18 protein-coding genes and 2 pseudogenes are annotated in these 22818 nt (G+C 66.4%); 10 read left to right on the top strand and 10 right to left on the bottom strand.

Annotation, left to right across the window (positions count from 1 at the left end):
* Positions 1 to 15 precede the first annotated feature (15 nt).
* The 8 genes and pseudogenes from AncyloWKF20_RS18500 to AncyloWKF20_RS18465 form a co-directional block, all read right to left on the bottom strand.
* Positions 16 to 564, bottom strand: a complete 549-nt coding sequence (locus AncyloWKF20_RS18500) for a flavin reductase family protein (protein WP_279315420.1) — start codon at positions 562 to 564, stop codon at positions 16 to 18.
* Positions 561 to 2030, bottom strand: coding sequence for a 4-hydroxyphenylacetate 3-hydroxylase N-terminal domain-containing protein (locus tag AncyloWKF20_RS18495; protein WP_279315419.1), 1470 nt, complete (start codon positions 2028 to 2030; stop codon positions 561 to 563). Before AncyloWKF20_RS18495 ends, AncyloWKF20_RS18500 begins: the two co-directional genes overlap by 4 nt.
* A 152-nt stretch (positions 2031 to 2182) precedes the next feature.
* A pseudogene (locus AncyloWKF20_RS18490) lies at positions 2183 to 2574 on the bottom strand (hypothetical protein); the annotation flags it as partial.
* 126 nt (positions 2575 to 2700) lie between these two features.
* On the bottom strand, positions 2701 to 3522 hold the full coding sequence (locus AncyloWKF20_RS18485) for an ABC transporter permease (RefSeq protein WP_279315418.1): 822 nt from the start codon (positions 3520 to 3522) through the stop codon (positions 2701 to 2703).
* Positions 3519 to 4706 carry an ABC transporter permease gene (locus tag AncyloWKF20_RS18480; protein WP_279315417.1) on the bottom strand — a complete coding sequence of 396 codons (1188 nt, stop codon included), beginning with the start codon at positions 4704 to 4706 and terminating at the stop codon, positions 3519 to 3521. The genes AncyloWKF20_RS18485 and AncyloWKF20_RS18480 overlap by 4 nt, the downstream gene beginning before the upstream one ends.
* Positions 4707 to 4733: 27 nt before the next feature.
* Complete coding sequence (locus AncyloWKF20_RS18475) at positions 4734 to 5795, bottom strand: ABC transporter substrate-binding protein (RefSeq protein WP_279315416.1); 1062 nt, start codon at positions 5793 to 5795, stop codon at positions 4734 to 4736.
* A gap of 44 nt (positions 5796 to 5839) precedes the next feature.
* Positions 5840 to 6940 carry an ABC transporter ATP-binding protein gene (locus AncyloWKF20_RS18470; RefSeq protein ID WP_279315415.1) on the bottom strand — a complete coding sequence of 367 codons (1101 nt, stop codon included), beginning with the start codon at positions 6938 to 6940 and terminating at the stop codon, positions 5840 to 5842.
* Positions 6941 to 6948: 8 nt separating this feature from the next.
* Complete coding sequence (locus tag AncyloWKF20_RS18465) at positions 6949 to 8355, bottom strand: aminotransferase (protein ID WP_279315414.1); 1407 nt, start codon at positions 8353 to 8355, stop codon at positions 6949 to 6951.
* Positions 8356 to 8520: 165 nt separating this feature from the next.
* Here AncyloWKF20_RS18465 and AncyloWKF20_RS18460 point away from each other — a divergent pair, with 165 nt between their 5' ends.
* The 3 genes from AncyloWKF20_RS18460 to AncyloWKF20_RS18450 all read left to right on the top strand — a co-directional run bounded on the left by AncyloWKF20_RS18460 (position 8521) and on the right by AncyloWKF20_RS18450 (position 12385).
* Positions 8521 to 9600, top strand: coding sequence for an AraC family transcriptional regulator (locus AncyloWKF20_RS18460; protein WP_279315413.1), 1080 nt, complete (start codon positions 8521 to 8523; stop codon positions 9598 to 9600).
* A 159-nt stretch (positions 9601 to 9759) separates the two neighbouring features.
* Positions 9760 to 11187, top strand: a complete 1428-nt coding sequence (locus AncyloWKF20_RS18455) for an NAD-dependent succinate-semialdehyde dehydrogenase (RefSeq protein WP_279315412.1) — start codon at positions 9760 to 9762, stop codon at positions 11185 to 11187.
* Positions 11180 to 12385, top strand: a complete 1206-nt coding sequence (locus AncyloWKF20_RS18450; RefSeq protein ID WP_279315411.1) for a Bcr/CflA family efflux MFS transporter — start codon at positions 11180 to 11182, stop codon at positions 12383 to 12385. Before AncyloWKF20_RS18455 ends, AncyloWKF20_RS18450 begins: the two co-directional genes overlap by 8 nt.
* A gap of 53 nt (positions 12386 to 12438) precedes the next feature.
* Here the strand turns inward: AncyloWKF20_RS18450 and AncyloWKF20_RS18445 are convergent.
* Positions 12439 to 13586 (bottom strand): IS3 family transposase gene (locus AncyloWKF20_RS18445; RefSeq protein WP_279314132.1). Its coding sequence is split into 2 segments (ribosomal slippage): positions 12439 to 13352 and positions 13352 to 13586, totalling 1149 coding nucleotides; the frame shifts between segments, so codons are not numbered across the junction.
* A gap of 235 nt (positions 13587 to 13821) precedes the next feature.
* Here AncyloWKF20_RS18445 and AncyloWKF20_RS18440 point away from each other — a divergent pair.
* A pseudogene (locus AncyloWKF20_RS18440) lies at positions 13822 to 14079 on the top strand (IS630 family transposase); the annotation flags it as partial.
* A 103-nt stretch (positions 14080 to 14182) separates the two neighbouring features.
* On the opposite strand, the gene AncyloWKF20_RS18435 reads toward AncyloWKF20_RS18440, so the two are convergent.
* The gene (locus tag AncyloWKF20_RS18435) at positions 14183 to 15148 is read right to left on the bottom strand and encodes a LysR family transcriptional regulator (RefSeq protein WP_279315410.1); all 966 of its coding nucleotides are present in this window, start codon (positions 15146 to 15148) and stop codon (positions 14183 to 14185) included.
* Between the two features lie 59 nt (positions 15149 to 15207).
* Between AncyloWKF20_RS18435 and AncyloWKF20_RS18430 the strand changes: the two genes are divergently transcribed.
* The 6 genes from AncyloWKF20_RS18430 (at position 15208) to AncyloWKF20_RS18405 (ending at position 22808) form a co-directional block, all read left to right on the top strand.
* The gene (locus AncyloWKF20_RS18430) at positions 15208 to 15852 is read left to right on the top strand and encodes a DsbA family protein (RefSeq protein ID WP_279315409.1); all 645 of its coding nucleotides are present in this window, start codon (positions 15208 to 15210) and stop codon (positions 15850 to 15852) included.
* Between the two features lie 70 nt (positions 15853 to 15922).
* Entirely contained in the window at positions 15923 to 16819 is an 897-nt protein-coding gene (locus AncyloWKF20_RS18425) for an MBL fold metallo-hydrolase (protein WP_279315408.1), read from the top strand.
* A 165-nt stretch (positions 16820 to 16984) separates the two neighbouring features.
* A complete protein-coding gene (locus AncyloWKF20_RS18420; protein ID WP_279315407.1) occupies positions 16985 to 18178 on the top strand; it encodes a DUF932 domain-containing protein in 1194 nt (397 codons plus the stop codon).
* Between the two features lie 165 nt (positions 18179 to 18343).
* Positions 18344 to 20407, top strand: coding sequence for a ParB/Srx family N-terminal domain-containing protein (locus AncyloWKF20_RS18415; RefSeq protein ID WP_279315406.1), 2064 nt, complete (start codon positions 18344 to 18346; stop codon positions 20405 to 20407).
* 69 nt (positions 20408 to 20476) lie between these two features.
* Positions 20477 to 21511: a toprim domain-containing protein gene (locus AncyloWKF20_RS18410; protein WP_279315405.1), complete on the top strand. Its 1035-nt coding sequence runs from the start codon at positions 20477 to 20479 to the stop codon at positions 21509 to 21511.
* 370 nt (positions 21512 to 21881) lie between these two features.
* Positions 21882 to 22808 (top strand): DUF2493 domain-containing protein, encoded by a 927-nt coding sequence (locus AncyloWKF20_RS18405; RefSeq protein ID WP_279315404.1) that lies wholly within the window; start codon positions 21882 to 21884, stop codon positions 22806 to 22808.
* The last annotated feature ends 10 nt before the right edge of the window (positions 22809 to 22818 follow it).

Here is a 22818-nt window from a genome sequence, read left to right as displayed (position 1 = left end):
TCTCGGAAGCTGAACTCAGGCGACGTTATCGGGATGTACAGTGGTGAAGCTGCCGCCGGCGTAGAGCAGCGGCGGCCCGTCCGGACCAAAAGTCACATGTTTGATTTCGCCGATGATCACGCCGTGAGACGGTGTGACGAAAATCTCGTCGACCTTGCAGTCGAAGCCGACCAATGCATCGGCCAGCACCGGTGCGCCGGAATGGGGCGTGATCCAGTGAGCATCGGCGAAGCGCTGTTCCGGGCCAATGTCGGTCATGTTGGCGAAACGCCGCGCCAGCTCGACATGGCGATGGCCAAGTACGTTCACGCCCATGCGTCGCGATTGCAGGATGTACTCGAACGTCTTGCCGACGACGTTGACGCAGGCGAGCAGGCGCGGCGGCTCGCCAGAGAGCGAGCACACCGCCGTCGCAGTCAGGCCATGCAGCCGCCCCTCATGCGCGGTGGTGATGACGTTGACCGCGCCCACCAACCGACGCATACCCTTTCGAAAATTGTCGAAGCTGATCGCCCCGCCCTCAGGCGGAGCCTCAGCCACTGGCACAGGAGTGCCGCCGCTCATTCCGCCGCCTCGCGCTGGCTGCTTTCCCGCGAATAGCTGCCGAGAAGATTGTCGACCATGCCGCCGGCGTCCTTCCAGTCGAAGGCGCCGAAGACGCGCAGCTGAGCGGCAAAGTGCGGCCCGTTGTAGAACATCTCATACTGGGTGTGGCGCGAGCCGAACTCCGAGCCGAGCGCATCCCAGGCGAGCTTCATCACCTTCACGCGCTCTTCCGGACTGCGAACCGAAGAATACTGCGTCTTGCCGATCAGCCGGGCAAGCTCGGGATTGTCGAAGTCCTCGACGCCCGAGGGCAGCATGATCACCCCGCCGCCCGCCAGCTTACGGATCGCGGTGACGAAGCCCGGATAGAGATCCTGGCCGTAGCACTGGGTGGTGTAGATCTGCAGTTGCCGCGGGAAGAAGTAGCCATTGCGCTCGATGGGATCGTGGATCAGCGAGCGGAACATGCCGTCGACGATCATCGCTTGAGAGGCAAGGTTGCCGAGCTCCTGCTGGATGGCCGGAAAGTTGATGACGCCGGTGGTCTCGGCGATGCGGCTGGCGAGGCCGGCGAGGAACTTGAGCTTGACCGTATAGCGGGCCTGGCTCTGCGTGTTCATCAGGATTTCGGCGGCCGTGGCATGGAACTGCGCCCGGCACATGGAGGTCTTCTTGTAGATGAACACGCGCTCCCACGGCACCTTCACGTCGTCGAAATAAATGACGGCGTCGTTCTCGTCGAAATGCGAGGCCAGCGGGTTGTCGAATTCGGAGTGCGCATCGAACTCGTAGGATTTGCGCGAGAGGATCTTGATCCCCTTGGTGGCCAGCGGCATGGCGAAGGACAGCGCGTAGATGTCGTCGACGCCTTCCTTCAGCGGATTCTGGACACCGACCAGCACCTCCTCAGCGAGCGGGGCGGAGGTGCCCAGCATCTTGGCGCCGCGCACCGTGATGCCCTCGGCATCCTCATCCACCACGCCGAGGCTGTGGTACTTGTCATCGTGCTCGCCGGCGAGCTTGGAGCGGTCCCCCTGCGGGTTGACGATGGTATAGGTCATCGCCAAATCGCGGTCGCGCGCATATTCGTAATAGCCCCGCAGGGCGTCGGCGCGCTTCTTGTCGTAATTTTCGAAAACGTCGATATGCGTGATCATGCCGGTGAGCGCCGCCGGGACATGGTCCGGCGAGCGGCCAAGCCAGCCACAGGTCTCGCGCGCCCAAGCCTGCGCGGCAAGCCCGCGCTTTACCAGCTTTTCACGACTGTCCGGCAGCTCCCAGGAGCGGTTCACCTGCTTGCCGGTGGGCGTGGTGAACGTCATCTCATCCGGATTTGCGGCCTGGTAATCATAGAGCTTCGCGGCCGACCGGATCGCCCCACGGAAAGCGGGATGATCGACATGGTTCGAGACCAACTCACCGTTGATGTAGATTTCGCGACCGTCCCGGAGACTCTCGATATAGTGTTTTCCGCTGCGCGACATCGTCGACCTTCCCTGGATGGATTATGGGAGCTGACAGCACCCTGTCATGGCGCATGATATATCATGCGAATTTCAAACACGCAAACAGCTTCCGGATCGTGTTGGCCGGTGGCAAGGTTGCGGTTGTGCATGTCGAGCACGTCGGCGAGTTAGAACCAACCTTCGCCTGTGGGGGCGCAGGTGATGTCCGCAACCCAGAGCGGGTGTGGGGCCGTTGCCATGATTGCCGCGAGCCTGTTGGGAGCGATCGGGTAAGAATGGCGCACATCGCACGGACCGGCCACGCATCGCGATGCTCCTCGACGAACCCGAACTTCATCGGCAGGCCGCTCCGAAGATGAGCGCGGCCTCTTATTTCCGATGTCGCGCTCCATCCGCAGGCGCTCATTCTCTCATCTGAAACGGGCGTTTTTCCGCCGTGGGGTCGGCCGGCGTCCGCCCCGGCACCTGTGGGGCGAAGTCTCTCACCCGCCTGCGCAGCACTGTCTCGTGCAGCCCCCGTTGCTGTGCCACCTGCCAGGCGGAAAAGGTCGCTGGAGGTCACCCAGTCAACGGTCTCCTGCTAGAACGCCTCTGGGAACGCTGGCGCTGTGTGCCCACAGAACTTTCCTGCGCAGCTCGCAAAAGCGAAGATGGGTGTCCACAAAACCGGGGGAGGATCGGTGCCTGCCTACCCCCTGCGCTTCGACCCGCTCACCCAGGTGGAGGCGAAGAGGAGCAGCGAGGCGATGAGCATCAACAGGCCGGCAGCGGCGAGCAAGGTGGGCGTGAGCTGCTCGCGCGTGGCGGTGAACATCTCGCGCGGCAACGTGCGCTGGCCGGGGCCGGCGATGAACAGCGTCACCACCACCTCGTCGATCGAGGTTGAGAAGGCGAACAGCGCGCCGGAAAACATGCCGGGCAGGATGATCGGCAGCGTCACCCGGCGGAAGCGCATCCAGGGCGGCGCCCCGAGGCTGGCGGCGGCCCAGAGCAGCCGGCGGTCGAAACCCGCCATCGCCGCCCCTACCGCCACCACGACGAAGGGCACGGCCAGCGTCGTGTGCGCGAGGATGAGGCCGGGATAGGTCGACGTCAGCCCCAGCTGGGCGAACACGAAATACATGCCGACGCCGACGATCACCGCCGGCAGGATCATCGGCGCCACCAGGAGGAACTCGATGGTGCGCCGGCCCGGAAGGCCCGGATGGGAGAGGCCGAGCGCGGCCATGGAACCGAGCGTCACCGACAGCACGGTCGAGATAACCGCGATGCCGACGCTGTTGCCGAGCGCGGTGAGCCAGCGCTCGGAACCGAAGAACTCGGCGTACCAGCCCGTCGTCAGCCCGGTGATGGGGAAGGCCAGATAGCGATCGGCGCTGAAGGACAGCGGCAGCACCACCAGCACCGGGGCGATCAGGAAGGCGAGCACGAACGCCGCCAGCAGCCCGTTCAGGGCGCCGAACAACCGCTTGCGGGAGCGATGGCCGGTATGGCGAACCACATCGCTCATCGGGCACCTCCATAGCGGCGATTGAGGCTGGTCTGCAGCGCGTAGAGACCGCCGGTGACGATCAGCAGGATAACGCTCAGCGCAGCCGCCAGGCCCCAGTTGAGCGTCCCGGTGGTGAATTGCGCGATGTAGAAGCTGATCATCTGGTCGCCCGGCCCGCCGAGCAGCGTGGGCGTGATGTAGAAGCCGAGCGTGACGATGAACACCATCAGGCTCCCGGCCATCAGCCCCGGCAGCACCTGCGGCAGGTAGACCCGGCGGAAGCTGTGCCACGGCCCGGCACCGAGCGAGGCGGCGGCGCGCATGAGCCGGGCATCGACCGCGCGCATCGAGGCGAGCAGCGGGAAGATCATGAAGGGCAACATCACATGCACCATGGCGACGATGACGCCCAGGCGGTTGTACATGAGGTGGAGCGGCTCGGAGATGGCGCCGAGCGCCAGCAGCATCTGGTTCACCACGCCGCGATCCTGCAGCAGCACCATCCAGGCGGTGGTGCGCACCAGCGTCGCCGTCCAGAACGGCAGCAGCACGAGAAATAGCAGGAGGTTGCGCGTGCGCTCCGAGCGCCGGGCGAGAAAGGCGCAGAGCGGGAAGGCCAGCACCACGCAGATCAGCGTCGTGACCGTAGCGATGGATAGGGTCCGTATCAGGATATCGCGATAGACCCCGCCCGAGGGCGTCTGCGCCACGCCCGGCGGTCCGGCGTCGAAGTCGCGGCGCAGATCGAGCGCGGTCAGCAGGTAGAAGGCATTGGCCGGGCCGGTGGCGCGCTTCATCGCCTGCCAGGTGGCCGTCTCCTTCCAGCGCGGATCCGTGAAGGCTGTGGGCGTGCCGAGCGCGCGCCGCGCGCCCGCCAGCAGGGCACGGAAGCCGGCATTCTCATAGGAGAGGCGGCGCGAGACCTCATTGAGGGCGGTGACGGGCACCGCCTTCAGATCCTGTGCCAGCGCGTCGAAGACGACGGGCGGCGGCAGGTCGCGCCCGTCCCAGGCGGCGAGCACGCGGCTCGTCGCCGGCAGGGCGGCGTCGAGCTCGGTGTCGAGCACGCTGCGCGCGACCACGAAGCCGAGCGGGATCAGGAAGGTTCCGATCAGCAACAGCATCAGCGGTGCGATCAGGGCATAGGCCCGGATCGTATCGGCGCGGTTGCGGCGCTTGCGCAGCGGCGGGGTCGTGGTCACGCGCGTCGTCTCATCTCTCGCGGGCGTTCACTTCTGCGCCGACCAGACGGTCCAGCGCTCGCCGAGGCCGTCAACATGGTCGATCCAGAAGGCGTCGTCGATCTTCAGCACGTTGCTGGCATTGGCCGGCGTGCTCGGCAGATCCTTTGCAAGGACCGGATCGACCAGCGGAATGGCGGCGACAGCAGTGACGCCGATCGGCTGATAGGCCGGCAGCTTCGCCTGCCGCTCCGGCGTGCCGAGGAAGGCCAGCAGCTTGTAGGCCTCATCGACATGGGGCGAGGTGGAAAGGATCACCCAGCTGTCGACGGTCTGCAGCGACTCGTTCCAGACGATGCCGAAGGGCTTCTTGTCCTTGTTGATCGCGTTGGTGAGGCGGCCATTATAGGAGGAGGTCATCACCACGTCGCCCGACGACATCATCTGGCCGGGCTGCGCGCCGGACTTCCAGAAGACGAGCTGCGGCTTGATGCTGTCGAGCTTCTTGAACGCGCGGTCGACGCCCTCGGGCGTGCCCAGCACCTTGTAGACATCGGCGGGAGCGACGCCGTCGGCCATGAGGGCGATCTCCAGATTGCCCTTCGGCCCCTGGCGCAGCGCGCGCTTGCCGGGGAATTTGGCGAGGTCGAAGAAGTCGCCCCAGCCGGACGGCGTGCCCTTGACCGCGTTCTTGTCGTAGCCGAGCACGAAATTGTAGATCACCGCGCCGACGCCGCACTCGCTGACCGTGCCCGGCAGATAGGCGTCCTTGCCGCCGATGCGGGTCACGTCGAGCTTCTGGAAGATACCTTCCTGGCAGCCCAGCTCCAGTTCCTCGGACTCGACCTCGACCAAATCCCAGCCGCCATCGCCATTGGCGGTCTTGGTGCGCAGGATGCCGATGCCGCCATCCCAGCTATCGTCGACAACCTTGTTGCCGGTCGCGGTGGCAAAGGGGGTGAAGAAGAGATCCCGCTGGGCGTCCTGAAAGGTGCCGCCCCAGGAGATCACGGTGAGATCCCGCGCCTGCGCGGCGCCGGGCGGGGACAGCAGCGCCCCGGCGAGGACGCCGGTGGCCAGGAGGGTGGAAAGACGCAGGCAACGCGACATGAGGAACCTCCGGGGGGTGTTGATCGGGGTGGTCGGCGGAAAGGTCAGGCGAGGGCGAGGGTGACGCGGCTGGGCAGCAGCAGGCGCACGATCTCGCCGGGAACGGGCAGCGCGCCGGTCTCGCCAGGATTGATCTTGGCCACGACGTCGCGGCCGAGAATGTCGACATGAAGGGTCAGGTGGTCGCCATGGAACACGCAGGAGGTGACCGGCCCGGCAAGGACCGCGCCGTCCGCCGCCGGCCCCGCCGCCCCCGCCGGCGCGAGGCGGATGCGCTCGGGGCGGATGGCGGCGTTGACCGTCTGGCCGAGGGTGAAGGCGCCCTCCTCGGGGCGCTGCGCGCGCAGCGCCGTGCCATCCGCAAGACGGATCACACTGCACTGATCGTCCACCCCATCGTACCGACCGGTCAGCAGATTTGTCTGGCCGAGGAAGCCGGCGACGAACACGTCGCGCGGCCGGTTATAGAGTTCCTCCGGCCCGCCCAGCTGCGCGATCTTGCCCTGATGGAAGATCGCGATGCGGTCGGACATGGTGAGCGCCTCGTCCTGGTCATGGGTGACATAGACGAAGGTGAGTCCAAGCTGCTGATGAAGCTGCTTTATTTCGGTCTGCATATGCAGGCGAAGCGCCTTGTCGAGGGCGCCCAGCGGCTCGTCCATCAGCACGAGGCGCGGGCGGTAGACCAGCGCGCGGGCGAGCGCGATGCGCTGCTGCTGGCCGCCGGAGAGCTGGCCCGGCCGCCGGCCGCCCAGCGCCCCGAGCTGGACGAGATCGAGCGCCTCGGCCACACGGCGCCGCCGCTCACCGGCCGCAACTCCTCGTGCCACAAGGGGAAATTCGATATTCTCGTCCACGCTCATATGCGGGAACAGGGCGTAGCTCTGGAAGACCACGCCCATGTCGCGCTTGTGGGGAGCGAGCGGGACGATGTCCCGCCCGTCCATCAGGATGCGGCCATGGTCGGGGGTCTCGAACCCGGCCAGCATCATCAGGGTCGTCGTCTTGCCCGAGCCCGAGGGCCCGAGCAGGGTCAGGAACTCGCCCGCCCGGATATCGAGCGACAGATTGTCGACGATCCAGCTCTTCTCGTCATAGGTCTTGCTGACCTTGTCGAAAGCGACGATGGGCGGCGTATCGGTCATGGCGCGCCTCAGTTCGTGGCCGAGGATCGCGTCGAAGGCCAGGTGCCCTCGGCGCGCAGCTCGCCGGCGAGCTCGTCGAGCGACTCCGCTACAGCCTTGATGATCATCGCGATTTCAGTCTCCTTGACGATCAGCGGCGGCGCGAAACACAGCGACTGGCCGAGCGGACGCAGCAGCACGCCGCGCTTCTTCACCAGCTCGCCGAGCCGCACCGGCACCTTGGCCGGCAGCGGGAACGAGGCACGGCTCTGCTTGTCCGCGACGATCTCGATCGCCGCCATCAGCCCGATGGCGCGGACTTCGCCCACCAGCGGATGGTCGCCCAGCGCTGCCAGCCCCGCCGCCAGCCGAGCGCCCTGCGCCTGGACATTGGCGAGGATGTCGTATTCGTCATAAAGCTTCAGCGTCTCCAACGCGACCGCGGCAGAGACCGGATGGCCGCCATAGGTGAAGCCATGGCCGAAGCCGCCCAGCGCATGGGTTTGGTCGGCGATGACCTGATAGATCGCGTCCGATAGCATCAGGCCGGAGATCGGCAGATAGGCCGAGGACAGCCCCTTGGCGCAGGTCACCATATCCGGCGTGATCGCGAATGTGTCGCAGCCCCAATAGGTGCCGGTGCGTCCGAAACCGCAGATCACCTCATCGGCGACCAGCAGCACGTCGTGCTTCTTCAGGACGGCCTGGATCTTCTCGAAATAGGTGGCCGGCGGGATGATGACGCCACCCGTGCCCATTACCGGCTCGGCAAAGAAAGCCGCGACGGTGTCCGCTCCCTCGCGTTCGATGAGCGCGTCCAGCTCGTTGGCGAGGCGGGTGGCAAAGGCCTCCTCGGTCTCCCCCGGCAGGCCTTCGCGGTAGAAATGCGGGCAGGAAACGTGGAAGAAGCCCGGCAGCGGCAGGCCCCAGCCCTGATGCATATTGGGCAGGCCCGTCAGGCTCGCCGAGCCGATGGTCGAGCCATGATAGCCGCGCATGCGGCCGATGATCTTGCGCTTCTGGGTCTTGCCGCGCGCGGCGTTGTAGTACCACGCGACCTTGATCGCGGTATCCACCGCCTCGGAGCCGGAGCCGAGGAACATGACCTTGGACATGGGCTGCGGCGCGCGGGCGATCAGCGCCTCGGCGAGGTCGATCACCGGATCGCTGGAGCGATGCGCGAAGTTCTGGTGATAGGGCATGCGCAACATCTGGGCATAGGCGGCGTCGGCGAGGCGCTTCTCGCTGAAGCCGAGCGAGGTGCACCACAGGCCTGCCATGCCTTCCAGCAGCCGGTTGCCTTCCGGGTCGATGATGAAGACACCGTCACCCTGGCGGGCGATGAACGGCCCGGTTTCTTCATGCACGCGCGCATCGGTCTGCGTGTGCAGGTGGAAGCGGATGTCGCGAAGGTAAGGCGAATTGGCATTGAGCATGGCGGAAGCCGCGGTCCTCTTGGCGACGATCGGGCGTCGATCACCCAATCGGTGAGATCATAATTGCCGCCGCTCGCCCGCCTTTCTTTGCAAAGCGCGCCAGCTTTATTGCAGATGACGCCATGAACGCTGAAAGACGGCGCGATTCTTGCCTGTCGCACGTTCATGTCCGAGATGCTTCCCGACACGGCCACCCTGGGACGGCGGGCGACCAAGGCCGCGTCGCCGGCCCGAATCCGCTCCTATCTTCTGACGCCCTTCGCCGAAGCGATCCGGCACCGCGGCATCGACGCCGCGCCCGTTCTGGCGCGCCATAATCTCAACCCCGCCGATCTCGAGGACGCCTATCGGCGGGTGCCGCTCAGCGACTTCATCGCCTTCTGCGAAGAGGCGGCAGATCTCGTGGGCGATTGCGCCCTCGGCCTCCGGCTGGGGGCGGAGTTGCGGCCGGACCAGCTCGGCTCGCTCAACCTGATGATGACGACCTCGCCGACGCTGGGGGCCGCGCTCGCCGCCTTCTCGGCCTGGGCGCGCGCCATGCAGGAGGGCTGGACCATCCAGCTCGCCGCCGGCGACATCGGCGCGGATTATATCTACCGGCTGGACATCCCGGACGCCTCGAGCGCCCGGCAGGATATCGAACACTCCCTGGCCAATATTTGCGGCCTGATCCGCCTGCGCATGGGCATGGGCTGGGCACCGCTCGAGGTGCATTTCGAGCACGGCGCCAAGGCGCAGCGCCGCCAGTACGAGGCGATCTTCCGCGCGCCGGTGTTCTTCGAACAGCCCGTCAGCAAGATCGTCATCCGCCATGCCGATCTCGATCAGAAGGCCGCGCGGCTGAATTTCGCGCTGATGCCGCTCATCGAAAGCCATCTGCGGGACGTGACCGAGGCGATGCGCGGCGAAAGCGGGATCGCACAGGATGCCGCCCTCGTCATCGCCCGCTGCCTCGGCACCCGGCCAGTGACGGTCACGGTCGTCGCGCGCGAGCTCGGGCTGTCCTCGCGCAGCCTCCAACGCCGCCTCGCGGAGGAAGGGGTGAGCTTCCGCGATCTGGTCAAGGCGCAGCGCCGCCGCGTCGCCGAGACCTTGCTGGGACATAGCAAGCGCGGCTCGCTCACCTCGATCGCCATGAGCGCGGGCTATGCCGACGGTGCGGTGCTCTCGCGCGCGTTCAAGAGCTGGACCGGCTCCGCGCCCAGCGGCTACGCCAAACAGATGCGCCGCGTTCGCACCGGCTGACAGCCCCCCTCGCACGCCCAGACTGGCGCATTCAGCAATCAATCTGGCGCGATTTGCAAAGCTAACCGGCGGGAGAGCGGCGATTTTCACGCCAGCTCTTCCTCGCGCCACCGCCGCCCTTCGTAGCGGCGACCCGCGCCTTTTGCCGGAACTCCCCACATGACCGCCTCTCTCTTCATCGACGGCGCCTGGACCGCCGGATCCGGTTCGCGCCGCGGCACCGTGCTCGACCCGGCGACAGGCCTTGCGACGGGCGAGGTCGCCTTCGCCGAGGTGGCCGATCTTGAGCGCGCGCTCGCGGCGGCGGAGCGGGGCTTTGCGGTATGGAAGAAGGTCAGCGCCTATGAGCGCTCGGCCATCCTGCGGCGCGCCGCCGCGCTGGTGCGCGAACGGGCGGAGATCATCGCCGCCGCCATCACCGCCGAGCAGGGCAAGCCGCTGGCGGAAGCCCGGATGGAAGCCCTCGCCGCCGTCGAACACATTGAATGGAATGCCGAGGAAGGCCGGCGCGCCTATGGCCGCCTCATTCCCGCCCGCGCGCCGGAGGTGACCCAGCTCGTCAAGAAAGAACCGGTCGGCCCGGTCGCGGCGTTCAGCCCCTGGAACTTCCCAGTGAACCAGTTGGTGCGCAAGATTGCCAGCGCGCTGGCAGCGGGCTGCTCGATCATCGCCAAGGCGCCGGAAGAGACACCGACCTCGGCCATCGAGCTGGTGCGCTGCTTCGAGGAGGCGGGCGTGCCGACCGGCGTCGTCAACCTGCTCTTCGGCGTGCCGGCGGAGATTTCCGAGCATCTCATCGCCTCCCCGGTGATCCAGAAGGTCTCCTTCACCGGCTCGGTCCCGGTCGGCCGGCATCTTGCCGCGCTCGTCGCGCGCCATCTCAAGCGGTCCACCATGGAACTGGGCGGCCACGCCCCCTTTATCGTGACGGCAAAGGCCGATGTCGCCGGAGCCGCGACGCTTGCCGCCGTCACCAAATTCCGTAATGCCGGGCAAGTCTGCGCCTCGCCGACCCGCTTTCTGGTGGATGAGGCGGTGTTCGAGGCGTTCATCGACGGCTTCTCCAGCCGCGCCTCAGCCCTCAATGTCGGCCCCGGCGCCACCGCCGGCACGCAGATGGGCCCGCTCGCCCATGCGCGGCGGGTCGAGGCGATCGACGCCTTCGTGCAGGACGCCCGCAAACATGGCGCGCGGGTTGTCACGGGTGGCGAGCGACTGGGTAATCAGGGCTTCTTCTATGCACCGACCCTGCTGGCCGACGTTCCGCTCGGCGCCCGGATCATGAATGAGGAACCGTTCGGCCCGATCGCCGTCGTCAACCGTGTGGCGGGGCTCGACGCCGCCCTCGCGGAGGCCAACCGCCTGCCTTACGCGCTCGGCGCCTATGCCTTCACGCGCGATCTGGAGGAAGCCGAGCGGATTGGCGACGAGCTGGAGGCCGGCACCATCTCGATCAACCATTTCGGCCACGCCATGGCCGAGGTGCCGTTCGGCGGCTTCAAGGACAGCGGCTTCGGCGCCGAGGGTGGCACGGAGGGGCTTCAGGCCTATCTGCGCGACAAGTTCGTGACGCGGCGCCGTGGCTGACGCCGGGGGCGGCTCGGCCGTGCCCCCTGCCGACATCCGCCTGCTGGCCGTCGCGACGGCACTGCCGACCTTCTCGATGCACGTCTTCGTGCCGGCTCTGCCGGCGGCGGCACTGGCGCTCGGCGTCGGCACGGCCGAGATCCAGCTCTCGATCACGCTGTACCTGATCGGGCTGGCCCTAGGGCAACTGGTTCACGGGCCGCTCTCGGACCGTTTCGGCCGGCGTCCCGTGCTGCTCGGCGGCCTCGCCATGTACCTCCTCGGCGTGTTGATCGCCCTTGTGGCGTCGACCCTGCCGATGCTGCTGGTCGGGCGCGTCCTTCAGGCCGTCGGCGGCTGCGCCGCGCTGGTGGTCGGGCGCGCCGTGGTGCGCGAGACTCTTCCGGCCGCGCAGGCCGCCGGCTCGCTGGCGCTGCTGACGCTGGCGATCACGCTCTCCTCCGCGCTGGCGCCGCTGGCGGGCACCTATCTCCAGGCGCTCGCGGGCTGGCGCGCCGCCTTCCTCGCTTTGTTGGCGGCGGGCGGGCTGATCACCCTAATGATCTACCGCGACCTGCCCGAGACCCACCAGGGCCCACGCGCCGCGCTCGACCTGCGCGCGATCGGCCGCGTGTTGCTGCGGCTCGCTGGCCAGCCCGCCTTCATCGGCTACAGCCTGGGCGGCGCCACCGCCACCGTCAGCGTCTACGCCTTCTACACCGCCCTGCCCTTCCTGCTGCCGGAGGAGCTTCCGCGCGCCGCCTCGAAGATCGGCCTGATCTACCTCACGGTCGTCGCCGGCTCGGTGATGGGCGCGCTGGCTGCGCGCTCTGCGGCGCGGCGCTTGCCGTCGGAACGTCTCGCCCTCGCGGGATCGCTCGGCACAGTCGCGGGCGCCCTGCTGTTCCTGACCGGCCGGCTGCTGATGCCAGACAGTCTGGCAAGCCTCGTCCTACCGCTCTTCCTGCTGACCTGCTCCGGCGGCTTCGCCGTACCGGGTGCCGCGACGCTCGCCATTGGCGTAGACCGGACCGCGGTCGGTGCCGCTTCCAGTCTGTTTGGAACGATCCAGATGACTGTAGGCGCGGTGATGACCCTGCTGGTGGGTGCTCTCGGCCATGGGTCCACCACCGTCGGGATGATCGTGCTCGGCTCAGTGCTGGCGGGCTTCGCGGGTATCCTGCTCGCACGGTCGACAGCCGCGCGAACGCCGGCCTGATCCTTGGCAGCATGGCGCCGCATCGCCACACGCTATGAACCGCCCCGCGTTTTCTAGACGCCCTCGGCTTTGGCTTTGTACTGCCGTTCGAACTCGATGGGCGACAGCATCCCATTCCGTGCGTGCTTGCGGGTGGGGTTGTAGAACATCTCGATGTAATCGAACACGTCCCCGCGTGCCTCGTCGCGCGTGCGGTAGACCTTGCGGCGGATACGCTCGCGCTTGAGCAGGTTGAAAAAGCTCTCGGCGACGGCGTTGTCATGGCAGTTGCCGCGACGGCTCATCGACGGCTGCAGATCGTGGTGTTTCAGGAACGAAGCCCACTCCATGCTGGTGAACTGGCTTCCCTGGTCCGAATGCACCAACACACGCTCCTTCGGCTTACGTCGCCAGACGGCAGCCAGCAGCGCCTGAAGCACGACGTTGGTCGTCTGCCGGGCCTGCATGGACCAGCCGACGACGCGGCGGGAGAAAAGATCGATCACGACCGCCAGATAGGCGAAGCCCTCATGGGTGCGGATATAGGTGATGTCGGTCACCCAGGCCTTGTCAGGCGCCTCCACGTCGAACCGGCGATCGAGCGTGTTGTCGACGGCCAGGGACGGCTTGCCGGCATAGTGGCCGGGGCGGCGCTTGTAGCCGATCTGCGCCCGGATGCCGGCAAGTCGCGTCAGCCGCGCAACCCGGTTTGGGCAGCAGCTCTCGCCCATGTCCGCCAGATCGTCGTGAAGCTTACGATAGCCATAGACCTTGCCGCTCTCGCTCCATGCCGCGCGGATCAGCTCGATCTGTCGTTGGTCCTCCCGAGCGCGCCTGCTCAGCGGATCCTTCAGCCAGGCGTAAAAGCCGCTGGGCTGGACACGCAGGCACCGACACATGGCGCGGATCGAAAACTGCAGGCGATGCGCGGCGATGAACGCGTACTTCACTTTGCATCCTTGGCGAAGTACGCGGCCGCTTTTTTTAGGATGTCGCGCTCCTCCGTCACGCGCTGCAACTCGCGCTTCAGCCGGCGGACCTCGGCAGCCTGATCGTCATCGCGGGCCACGGCGGCAGGCTTGCCGTACCGTTTCCTCCACTCGTAGAGCGAGTACTTGCTGATCCCTAGCCGCGCCGCCACCTCCGCAACCGGATAGCCCCGCTCGGTGATCTGAAGGACCGCGTCGCGTTTGAAGTCCTCGGTGAAGTTCGCTTTGCCCATCGGGGCCTCCTTGCCTCAAAATTTAGGGAAGAAGGCGTCCAGGAATCTAGGGGCGGTTCACTACGACCGTTGCGCTCACAGCTTCTTCTCGGCAATTTGTATCGCCGACACCGTCATCTTCTGGCTCTGATTGCTGAGTCCTGAGCATAGTGGATGGACCGAGACGAAGAAGTCCGTTGGTGGTTTCCGTTTGGCGCCCTGGTGTGCTCCACTCGCGCATGCGCGACGGCCCCCCTGGACCGCGCGGGCCATGGCCAAGTTGGCGGGACTGGCGGTCTCCATGGTGCAGAAGATTTGGAAGGGCCATGGCCTGGCCCCGCGTCGTTGGCGGAAGTTCAAGCTCTCAAACGATCCCGCCTTTGTCGAGAAATTGCACGATGTGGGCGGGCTCTATCTCAGCCCGCCGGCCCATGCTTTGACGCTGAGCATCGACGAGAAATCGCAGCTCCAGGCGCTCGACCGCAGCCAGCCGGGACTGTCGCTCAAGAAGGGTCACGGTGCCACCCAGACCACCATTAACCTGGGGCACCTTTCAGTGGAGATCCAGGGTCACTTCTCAACGGAAATCAACACACGTGCCTTGCGAACCCACGCAGCTACTCCAGCGGCACTGTGACGAAGAACCTCTCCTTCTGCGCCGCCACGAGCATATCAACGAAGGCTGTCACCTTGGGCGGGCGGAATCGTGCGGTGGGATAGACCGTGTGGATGCCGCCGGACGGCAGTTGCCACGCGGGCAGCACATGGATCAGTCGCCCGGCTGCCAGATCCTCCGCCACGAGAAAATCCGGCAGGATGGAAAGCCCACCGCCGGCCTTCACCGCCGCGAGCACGCCGGGTGTCGTGTCGATGGCAATGGTCGCCTGCAGGCGTGCGGTCTGCCGATCGAGGTCACTACGCGTGAAGGACCAGAGCAAGGGTTCGCGCAGGGCGAGATTGGCGATGAAGGGCAAGGAACCCAGATCTTCCGGTGCGCGCAGCGGTGCGATGCGATCTGCGAAGACGGGGCTCGCGACCAGCAACTGGTCGAAGGAACCGATTTTGCGCGCCTGAAGACTGGAATCCACCAGCCAGCCGACACGGATGGCCAGATCGATGCGGCCGGAAACGAGATCAACCGTGTCGTCGCTCAGCGTCAACTCCACCCGGCAGGCCGGAAAGTGGGCGGTGAAGGCCGAGGCGAGCGGGGCGACAAGGGCCGTGCCGTAGTCGTTCGGGGCGGTGATGCGCAGCGTGCCCGTCGGCGCCGTCGCGGCCTGAGCCTGTTCATCAAACGCGTCTTCCGCGTCGCGCAGGATCATCACGCAACGCGCGTGAAACATCCTGCCGGCCTCGGTGGGCCGAACCTGCCGCGTCGTGCGCACCAGCAGACTGGTCCCCAAATCCCGTTCCAACTGCGCGACCTGCTGGCTCACCACCGCCTTGGTGATGCCGAGCCGCTCGGCGGCGCGGGTGAACGAGCCGGTGTCAACGACTGCGGTAAAATAGGCCAAGCGGTTGAGGTTTATGATTGCACGCGATCGGTTGGCATAACTGTTTGTTATTAGCACACAGAGTGTCATTTTTGTTGGTCTTTCATGGCCAGTCTCCCCGTGCCATTTCCTTGGCGGAGGAGACGGCCATGACCAAGCAGACTCGCATCACCTATCTGTTCGATCCGCTCTGTGGCTGGTGCTACGGCGCATCCGCGACGCTGGAAACCCTGATCCGCGAGCCGGATCTGGGTGTTGAGCTGGCGCCAACCGGCCTCTTCGCCGGGACCGGCGCCCGCCCGATGGATGCGGGCTTCGCGGATTATGCGTGGAGCAATGACCAGCGCATAGCCCGGCTGACCGGCTTGCCCTTCAGCGACGCCTATCGTCACAAGGTGTTGGCAGACCGCACACGCCTGTTCGATTCCGGCCCGGCGACGCTGGCGGTCATCGCGGTTGCCATCACCGCCCCGGAGCGGGTGTTCGAAGCACTCAAGGCCATCCAGCACGCCCGGTATGTGGAGGGCCGCGACATCACCGACGTCACCGTCCTCGCACAGGTGCTGCGGAGCCTGGACATGCCGGAGATCGCCGACCGTCTTGAAACGCCCGACGAGGCGGTGATGGCGGCGTATCGCTCACGCGTCGAGACCGCACGCGGCGAGATGCGCCGGCTCGGTGCCGAGGGCGTTCCGGCCATCATTGTCGGTGCGGGAGACCGCCGCCGGCTCGTGCGGGCCAGCGCCCTGTTCGGCAGCATGGACATGCTGGTCGCCGAACTGAAGGCGGCCTGAGCCCGCGCCATCGGCGGGGCGCCCCTCTGCCCCGCATTTTTCCATTCCATCGCCCGATCTGGAGGCACCCATGCTCACCCGGAGATCCCTCATGAAAACCACCCTCGCCGCTGGCGCCGCCGCTGCCTTTGCTCCCGCAGGTCTCGGCCATGCCGCTGGCGGGTTGTCCTGGAAGCATTTCGCCGCCGGGGAAAAAGGCTTCTATCGCGCGCCCGTACTCATCACCGGCGCCACCGAGGCGCTGCTGATCGACGGCGGCTTCTCCTATCCCGACGGGCGGGCGGTGGCCGAGGCGATCAAGGCCAGCGGCAAGACGCTCACCGCCATCTATGTCAGCCAGTCCGATCCCGATTATTACTTCAGTCTCAAGCCGATCAAGGAGGCTTTCCCGAACGCGAAGGTAATCGCCGCATCCGAGACGGTCGCCGCTATTAAGGCGAGCGTGGAGAAGAAGCTCGCGGTGTGGGGACCCCAGCTCAAGGAGAACGGCCCGCAGACACTGGCCGACGTCATCATCCCCGAGGTGTTCGATGGCCCCTCGCTCACCGTCGACGGCGAGACCGTCGAGATCGTGCCGGCGGAAGGGCTGGCCAACCGCCGTTATCTCTTCGTGCCGTCGCTGAATGCGGTGTTGGGCGGGGTAATGATCTTCTCCGGCGTGTATGTCTGGACCGCCGACACGCCGACCAAGGAACAGCGCGCCGCTTGGATCGCCAATCTGGACAAGATCGCGGCCCTCAAGCCGGCTGTCGTCGTGCCCGGTCACATGGTGCCGGGCGCCGCCACCGATCTTTCGGGTATCGAATACACCAAGGCCTATCTCCTCGCCTTCGAGGAAGAACTCGCCAAGGCCCAGGACTCCGCCGCGCTCAAGTCCGCGATGATCGCCCGCTTCCCCGGTCTCGGCATGGGCGTCGCGCTCGACATCGGCTCGAAGGTCGCCACCGGCGAGATGAAGTGGGGCTGAGAACCTCGTCTACGGCCTGCGTTTAGATGCGGTCATCACTTTCACTCGTGTTCAGGCAGAGGATCAATGCGATACGGCCCCTAGAGTCAGAGGGTGGACGAGATTCCGTGACGGGTTGAGGGTCGGGAGAGAGGCTTCCGGCGCCCGTCATGGAGGTTGATCCCCATGAACATGCAGGTTCTGGATGCCGGTCGCGACACCAGTGGCGGCTACAAGGTGGAGGTAACGCGCGGCGAGCGGGTCGGGCGCGTGTCGTCGGAGTGGTTCTCCCGGCCGGATGATGAGCGGTTCCTGTCACTCGGCGAACTGGCCGCGATGGTGCGGGGCAGGGCCGATCACAGCCGGTCGCGCCTTGTGGAGACGTCCCGCATCCATGTGGAGGCGAGCCGCTCCAATGCCGAGCGGTTGGCGCTGGTGCTGCCCGGGGCGGATGCCCCCGTCGAGCCGAACCATTGGTCCTTCGGCCAGCTCGCGGCTCAGATCGGCGCGCCAGCCGCCTATCTGCGCCAGCTTCCCGCTGCGCTGGCCGGCATCAATCTGCAATATGGGCTGACCGCGCACCGCGCAGAGCAGATCAAGACCTATGAGAGCGACAATGGCCGCGTCGAGCTGCGCGCGGTGACCGGCCCGGACTACGGCCGGATCTATGATCACGAGCTGGTCGAAGCGGCGCAGCGCATTGCCGGCAACGGCACCGGCGACACACGGTGGAAGGTGCCGGGCGCGCTCGACTGGTCGACGGGCGTCTATAATCCGCGTGTCGACATCACCAAGGATACGACGACGCTCTACGCTTCCGACCGCGACGTGTTCGTGTTCCTAGTGGATGATCTCAACCCGATCGAGGCCGGGCGGCTGCCCGACGGCTCGCCGGACCTCTATTTCCGGGGCTTCTATTGCTGGAACTCGGAGGTCGGCGCCAAGACGCTCGGCATCGCGAGCTTCTATCTGCGTGCCGTGTGCCAGAACCGTAATCTCTGGGGCGTCGAGGACTTCCAGGAAATCACCATCCGCCACTCCAAATACGCGGCCTCGCGCTTCGCCAATGAGGCGGCACCGGCGCTGACCCGCTTCGCCAATTCCTCGCCCATGCCCTTCGTCAACGGCATCAAGGCGGCACGCGAGAAGATCGTCGCGCGCACCGACGAGGACCGCAGCGACTTCCTGCGCAACCGGGGCTTCTCCAGGGCCGAGACGGCCAAGATCATCGACACGGTACTGGCCGAGGAAGGGCGCAAGCCCGAGAGCATCTTCGACTTCGTCCAGGGCATCACGGCGGTCGCACGCGACAAGCCCCACCAGGATGCGCGGCTCGACCTTGAGGGCCGGGCCAAGAAGCTGCTCGATCGGGCGACCTGATTTCCGGAAAGCCGGAGATGCGGAGATCCCTGTCTCTGGCTTTCCGCTAGTGCGGATCTGCGGTTCTGCGGCGTCGCCCTCCAGAGTGAGAGGGCGGCGCTGCGCTGCGTGACGGGTTAGAGGCCGAGAGAGAGGCTCCGGCCGCCCGTTGCGGAGGTGCCTTCCATGGCGACCAATGTTCAGAAGATCACGCTCTCGCCCTCGCGTGACATCCCCTTCAACAAGCTCCTGCTCAGCCAGTCGAACGTCCGGCGCATCAAGGCCGGGGTTTCGATCGAGGAACTGGCCGAGGATATCGCCCGTCGTGGCCTGCTGCAGGGCCTCAGCGTCCGGCCTGTCGTCAATGATGCCGGCGTAGAGACCGGCATGTTCGAGATCCCGGCCGGCGGGCGGCGCTATCGGGCGTTGGAATTGCTGGTGAAGCAGAAGCGGCTCGCCAAGACTGCGCCGGTGCCCTGCGTCATCCGGGAGGGCGGCATCGCCGAGGAGGATTCGCTCGCCGAGAACGTCCAGCGCGCACCGCTGCATCCGCTCGACCAGTTCCGCGCCTTCCTCGCCCTGCGCGAGAAGGGGCAGTCCGAGGAAGAGATCGCCGCCGCCTTCTTCGTCTCCGTCGGCGTGGTCAAGCAGCGCCTGAAGCTCGCCTCGGTCTCGCCGGTTCTGCTGGAGGTCTATGCCGAGGACGGCCTGACGCTCGACCAGCTTATGGCCCTCACCGTCTCCGGCGACCATGCGCGTCAGGAGCAGGTCTTCGAGCGGCTGAAGACCTCCTATGATAAGCAGCCCTATGCCATCCGCCGCATGCTGACCGAAGGGGTGGTTCGCGCGTGCGACAAGCGCGCCCAGTTCATCGGCCTTGAGGCCTATGTCGAGGCCGGCGGCACTATCCTGCGCGACCTGTTCCAGGGCGATGACGGCGGCTGGTTGCAGGATGTCGCGCTCGTCGACCGGCTGGTGACCGAGAAGCTCAAGGCCGAGGCGGACGCTGTCACCACTGAGGGGTGGAAGTGGGTCGAGATGGCCCCCGACTTCGCCTATGGCCACACCTACGGCCTGCGCCAACTGCGTGGTGAGACCATCCCGCTCACCGCCGAAGAAGAAGCCGGCCGCGACGCCCTGCAGGCAGAATATGATCGCCTCTCCACGGAATACGCCGAGGCGGACGAGTTGCCGGACGATGTCGATGTGCGGCTCGGCGAGATCGAGACGGCGATCGAAGCCTTCGAGGCGCGTCCGATCACCCTCGATCCGGCGGAGATGGCGCGCGCCGGCGCCTTCGTCAGCATCGCCCATGATGGCACGGTGCGCATTGAGCGCGGCTATGTCCGGCCTGAGGACGAACTACCGGTGGAGCCCGAAGTCGTCGCGGAAGACGGCGGGCCGCGCCTTGCCGCAACTGCGGCCATGCGTACCGGCGAGGCCGTCATCGCAGATGCCCCGATGCCCGAACCCGAGGAGGACGAAGGGCTGTCTGCGCTCTCGGACCGGCTGATGACCGAGCTGACCTCGCATCGCACGCTCGGCCTGCGCCAGGCGCTGGGCGAACGGCCGGACGTCGCCTTCCTCGCGGCCCTGCATGCCCTGACGCTGAAGAGCTTCTACCGTTACGGCTCGGATAGCTGCCTCGAGCTCGACCTGAAGAGCGTCGCGTTCAGCGCGCAGGGACCGGGGCTGAACGACAGCGCCTCGGCCGCGGCGATCCACGCCCGGCATGAAGGCTGGGCCAAGGTTCTGCCGAAGGACTCGGCCGATCTCTGGGAGGCGCTGCGGGATTGGGACAGCGACAGCCGCTCCGGCCTGTTCGCCCATGTCGTGAGCCTGTCGGTGAACGCCGTCCATGAAGCCTGGAACCGGCGCCCGCGCGCGCTCAGCCATGCTGATCAGCTCGCACGCGCTGTCGATCTCGACATGGCGATCGCCGGGTGGAAGCCCACCGTGGACAATTTTCTCGGCCGGGTCACCAAGGCCCGCATTCTGCAGGCGGTGAGCGAGGCCAAGGGGCCGCGCGCGGCGGAGCGCATCGCGCACTTGAAGAAGGGCGACATGGCCCGCGAGGCCGAAACGCTGCTGGCTGACACCGGCTGGCTGCCGGAACCGCTGCGCGGAGCCGAACCGGCGGAAGGCGAAGAAACGGCGGCGCAGGACGGCACAACGGCCGTGGGCGAAGACGAGGGTGTTGAGGATACTGAAGACACCACGGACATCCCCCCTGCCGTGGCGGCGGAGTAAGCCTCAACACGATCCTGAACCTCGGCCCGCCGGCTCTGTCGGCGGGCCTTTGCTTTTGAAAAGCTCGCCATGCCCGGGATTGCTCACGATCTGTCGCGCCGGCTCGCCGATCGGGCCGAGGCCGTGTGCCGTCACTATCTCTCCAATGGGCGCCGGGAGGGCCGCTACTGGCTGGTCGGCGATATCAGAAACACGCCCGGCCGCTCGCTCTTTGTCCGCCTCCAGGCATCCGCAAAGGGCCCGGCGGGCAAATGGACCGATGCCGCCACCGGCGAGCACGGCGATCTCCTCGACGTCATCCGCGGATCGCTGGGACTCCTCGACTTTGCTGACGTTGCCGAGGAAGCGCGGACATTCCTCAGCCTGCCGCATCCCGGACCGGAGCCCGCAGCACCACGCCGCCATGTCATGTCGGGTCGATCAGGGGCCATCGAAGCCGCGCGCCGGCTATTCGCCATATCGCAGCCCCTCGCCGGGACGCTTGCAGAGACGTATCTGCGCCGACGCGGCATTACGCTTCTGCACGGAACCGGAAATCTGCGCTTTCATCCACGCTGCTACTACAAGCCTGACGGCGGCCCGACCGAGACCTGGCCCGCCATGATCGCCGCCGTCACCGATCTCTCCGGCAGGATCACCGGCGCACACCGCACCTGGCTCGCGCCCGAAGGCTCGGATAAGGCTCCGGTCGACACGCCGCGCAAGGCGATGGGGGATTTGCTTGGGTCCACCGTTCGCATCGGCGTGCCCGACAGCGTGATGGCGGCGGGCGAAGGCATCGAGACCATGCTTTCGCTGCGGCAGATCCTTCCCGATATGCCGATTATGCCAGCGCTCTCGGCCGCGCATCTGGCCGCCATCCTCTTCCCGCCTGCCTTGAGTCGGCTCTATATCGTCCGCGACAACGATCCTGCCGGTGACGCCGCGCGGGACACGTTGATCGAACGGGCGAAAGCCGAAGGCATCGAGGCCATCCCATTGTCGCCAGTGCTCGGGGACTTCAACGAGGATCTCCAGCGGCTCGGTAGGGATGCGCTGCGGGCGTGTGTTCGGATGCAACTCGCCCCGGAGGACGTGGCGCGCTTCATGAGCCTGGCCCCATAACCGGAACGGGCTGAACCGCGAGACGTGGCTGCCATACCCGCAAGGATGCGTCAGTCACGGCAAGAGGACCGCGCCTTGCGCCTTCGAGAGGGCGATCGGCCGTCAGCCGGGACGGATCGGCAATGGCTGCCGCCGACGATTTTCCGGCGCGGCCTTCAGGCCGCTTTCCATCGCGAAGCAAAATCGCCGGCTTGTCGCCATCCTCCGCTGCCGCTGCGGCCCTGTGCGCTTTTCCGGCATGGTCTTGTCCCGAAACCGGTTCCCACTTTCGGGGACCATGCCCGCGCTCCGGGTGCAGGTCCGTCCCGCCCGACGGCTTCGTCGCCATGAAGGCCGCCACGGCAAGCGGTCCAAGCCGACGGAGCATCCCATGAGCGCGCATGACGGCCACGAGCCGGACCACGTGTCATCTCCGACCGACCACCTGATCCAGGAAATGCAGCTCCACGGTTACCGTCCTTCCGAGGACGAACGCGACCAGCGCCCGCCACCGGAGGACCGTCTCATCGAAGGCGCCATTGCCGACATCTTCGATGCCCTCGCCGCCACGATTACCGACACCAGCCTCGATGCTGACCTTCCCGATCTCCTCTGGTCGACCGTCAACATGTTCCACCGCGCCGTGGACCGGATCGAACAGAAGCTCGACGACAACGAGCAGACCCAGAAGCAGCTTCAGCGTGAACAGGACGGCTCCGAAGTGAAGTCCCTAGAGCTCGAGCGCCTGATCGACATCGGCATGAACCTGATCGGCCGGCGCGATGGCATGGAAACCTTCCGCGAGGCCGCCGCCGACCGCTATCGCATCGCCACCGGCTCGCCCTGGACGCCACGGGCCGGATCACGGGTCAACCATCGCCATCTCACCGCGTCGCTGATCGATAGCCGGGATTTCCTCGCCGCCCGGCGGCGCGCGGATAACGAGGTGCTTGTGCCCGTCGGCCCGAAGATCGCCTTCTCGGGTGGCGACACCGCCGATCACAGGCAGATCTGGGCCAAGCTCGATCAGATCCACGCCAAGCACCCGGACATGGTGCTGCTGCATGGCGGCTCGCCAAAGGGCGCCGAAAAGATCGCGTCCCTCTGGGCCGACAGCCGCAAGGTGTCACAGGTGGCCTTCAAGCCTGACTGGACGAAGCACGCCAAGGCGGCGCCCTTCAAGCGCAACGACCAGATGCTGAACGTCGTGCCGATCGGGGTCGTGATCTTTCCCGGCACGGGCATTCAGGACAATCTGGCCGACAAGGCCCGTAAGATGGGCATTCCGGTCTATCGGTTCGGGTCTGGTGGCGCATAAGCGCCGCCAA

The sequence above is a fragment of the Ancylobacter sp. WKF20 genome (assembly GCF_029760895.1).
Taxonomy (GTDB): domain Bacteria; phylum Pseudomonadota; class Alphaproteobacteria; order Rhizobiales; family Xanthobacteraceae; genus Ancylobacter.
Note: the sequence above shows the minus strand (reverse complement) of the source record. Positions and strands in the feature narration are given on the sequence as shown.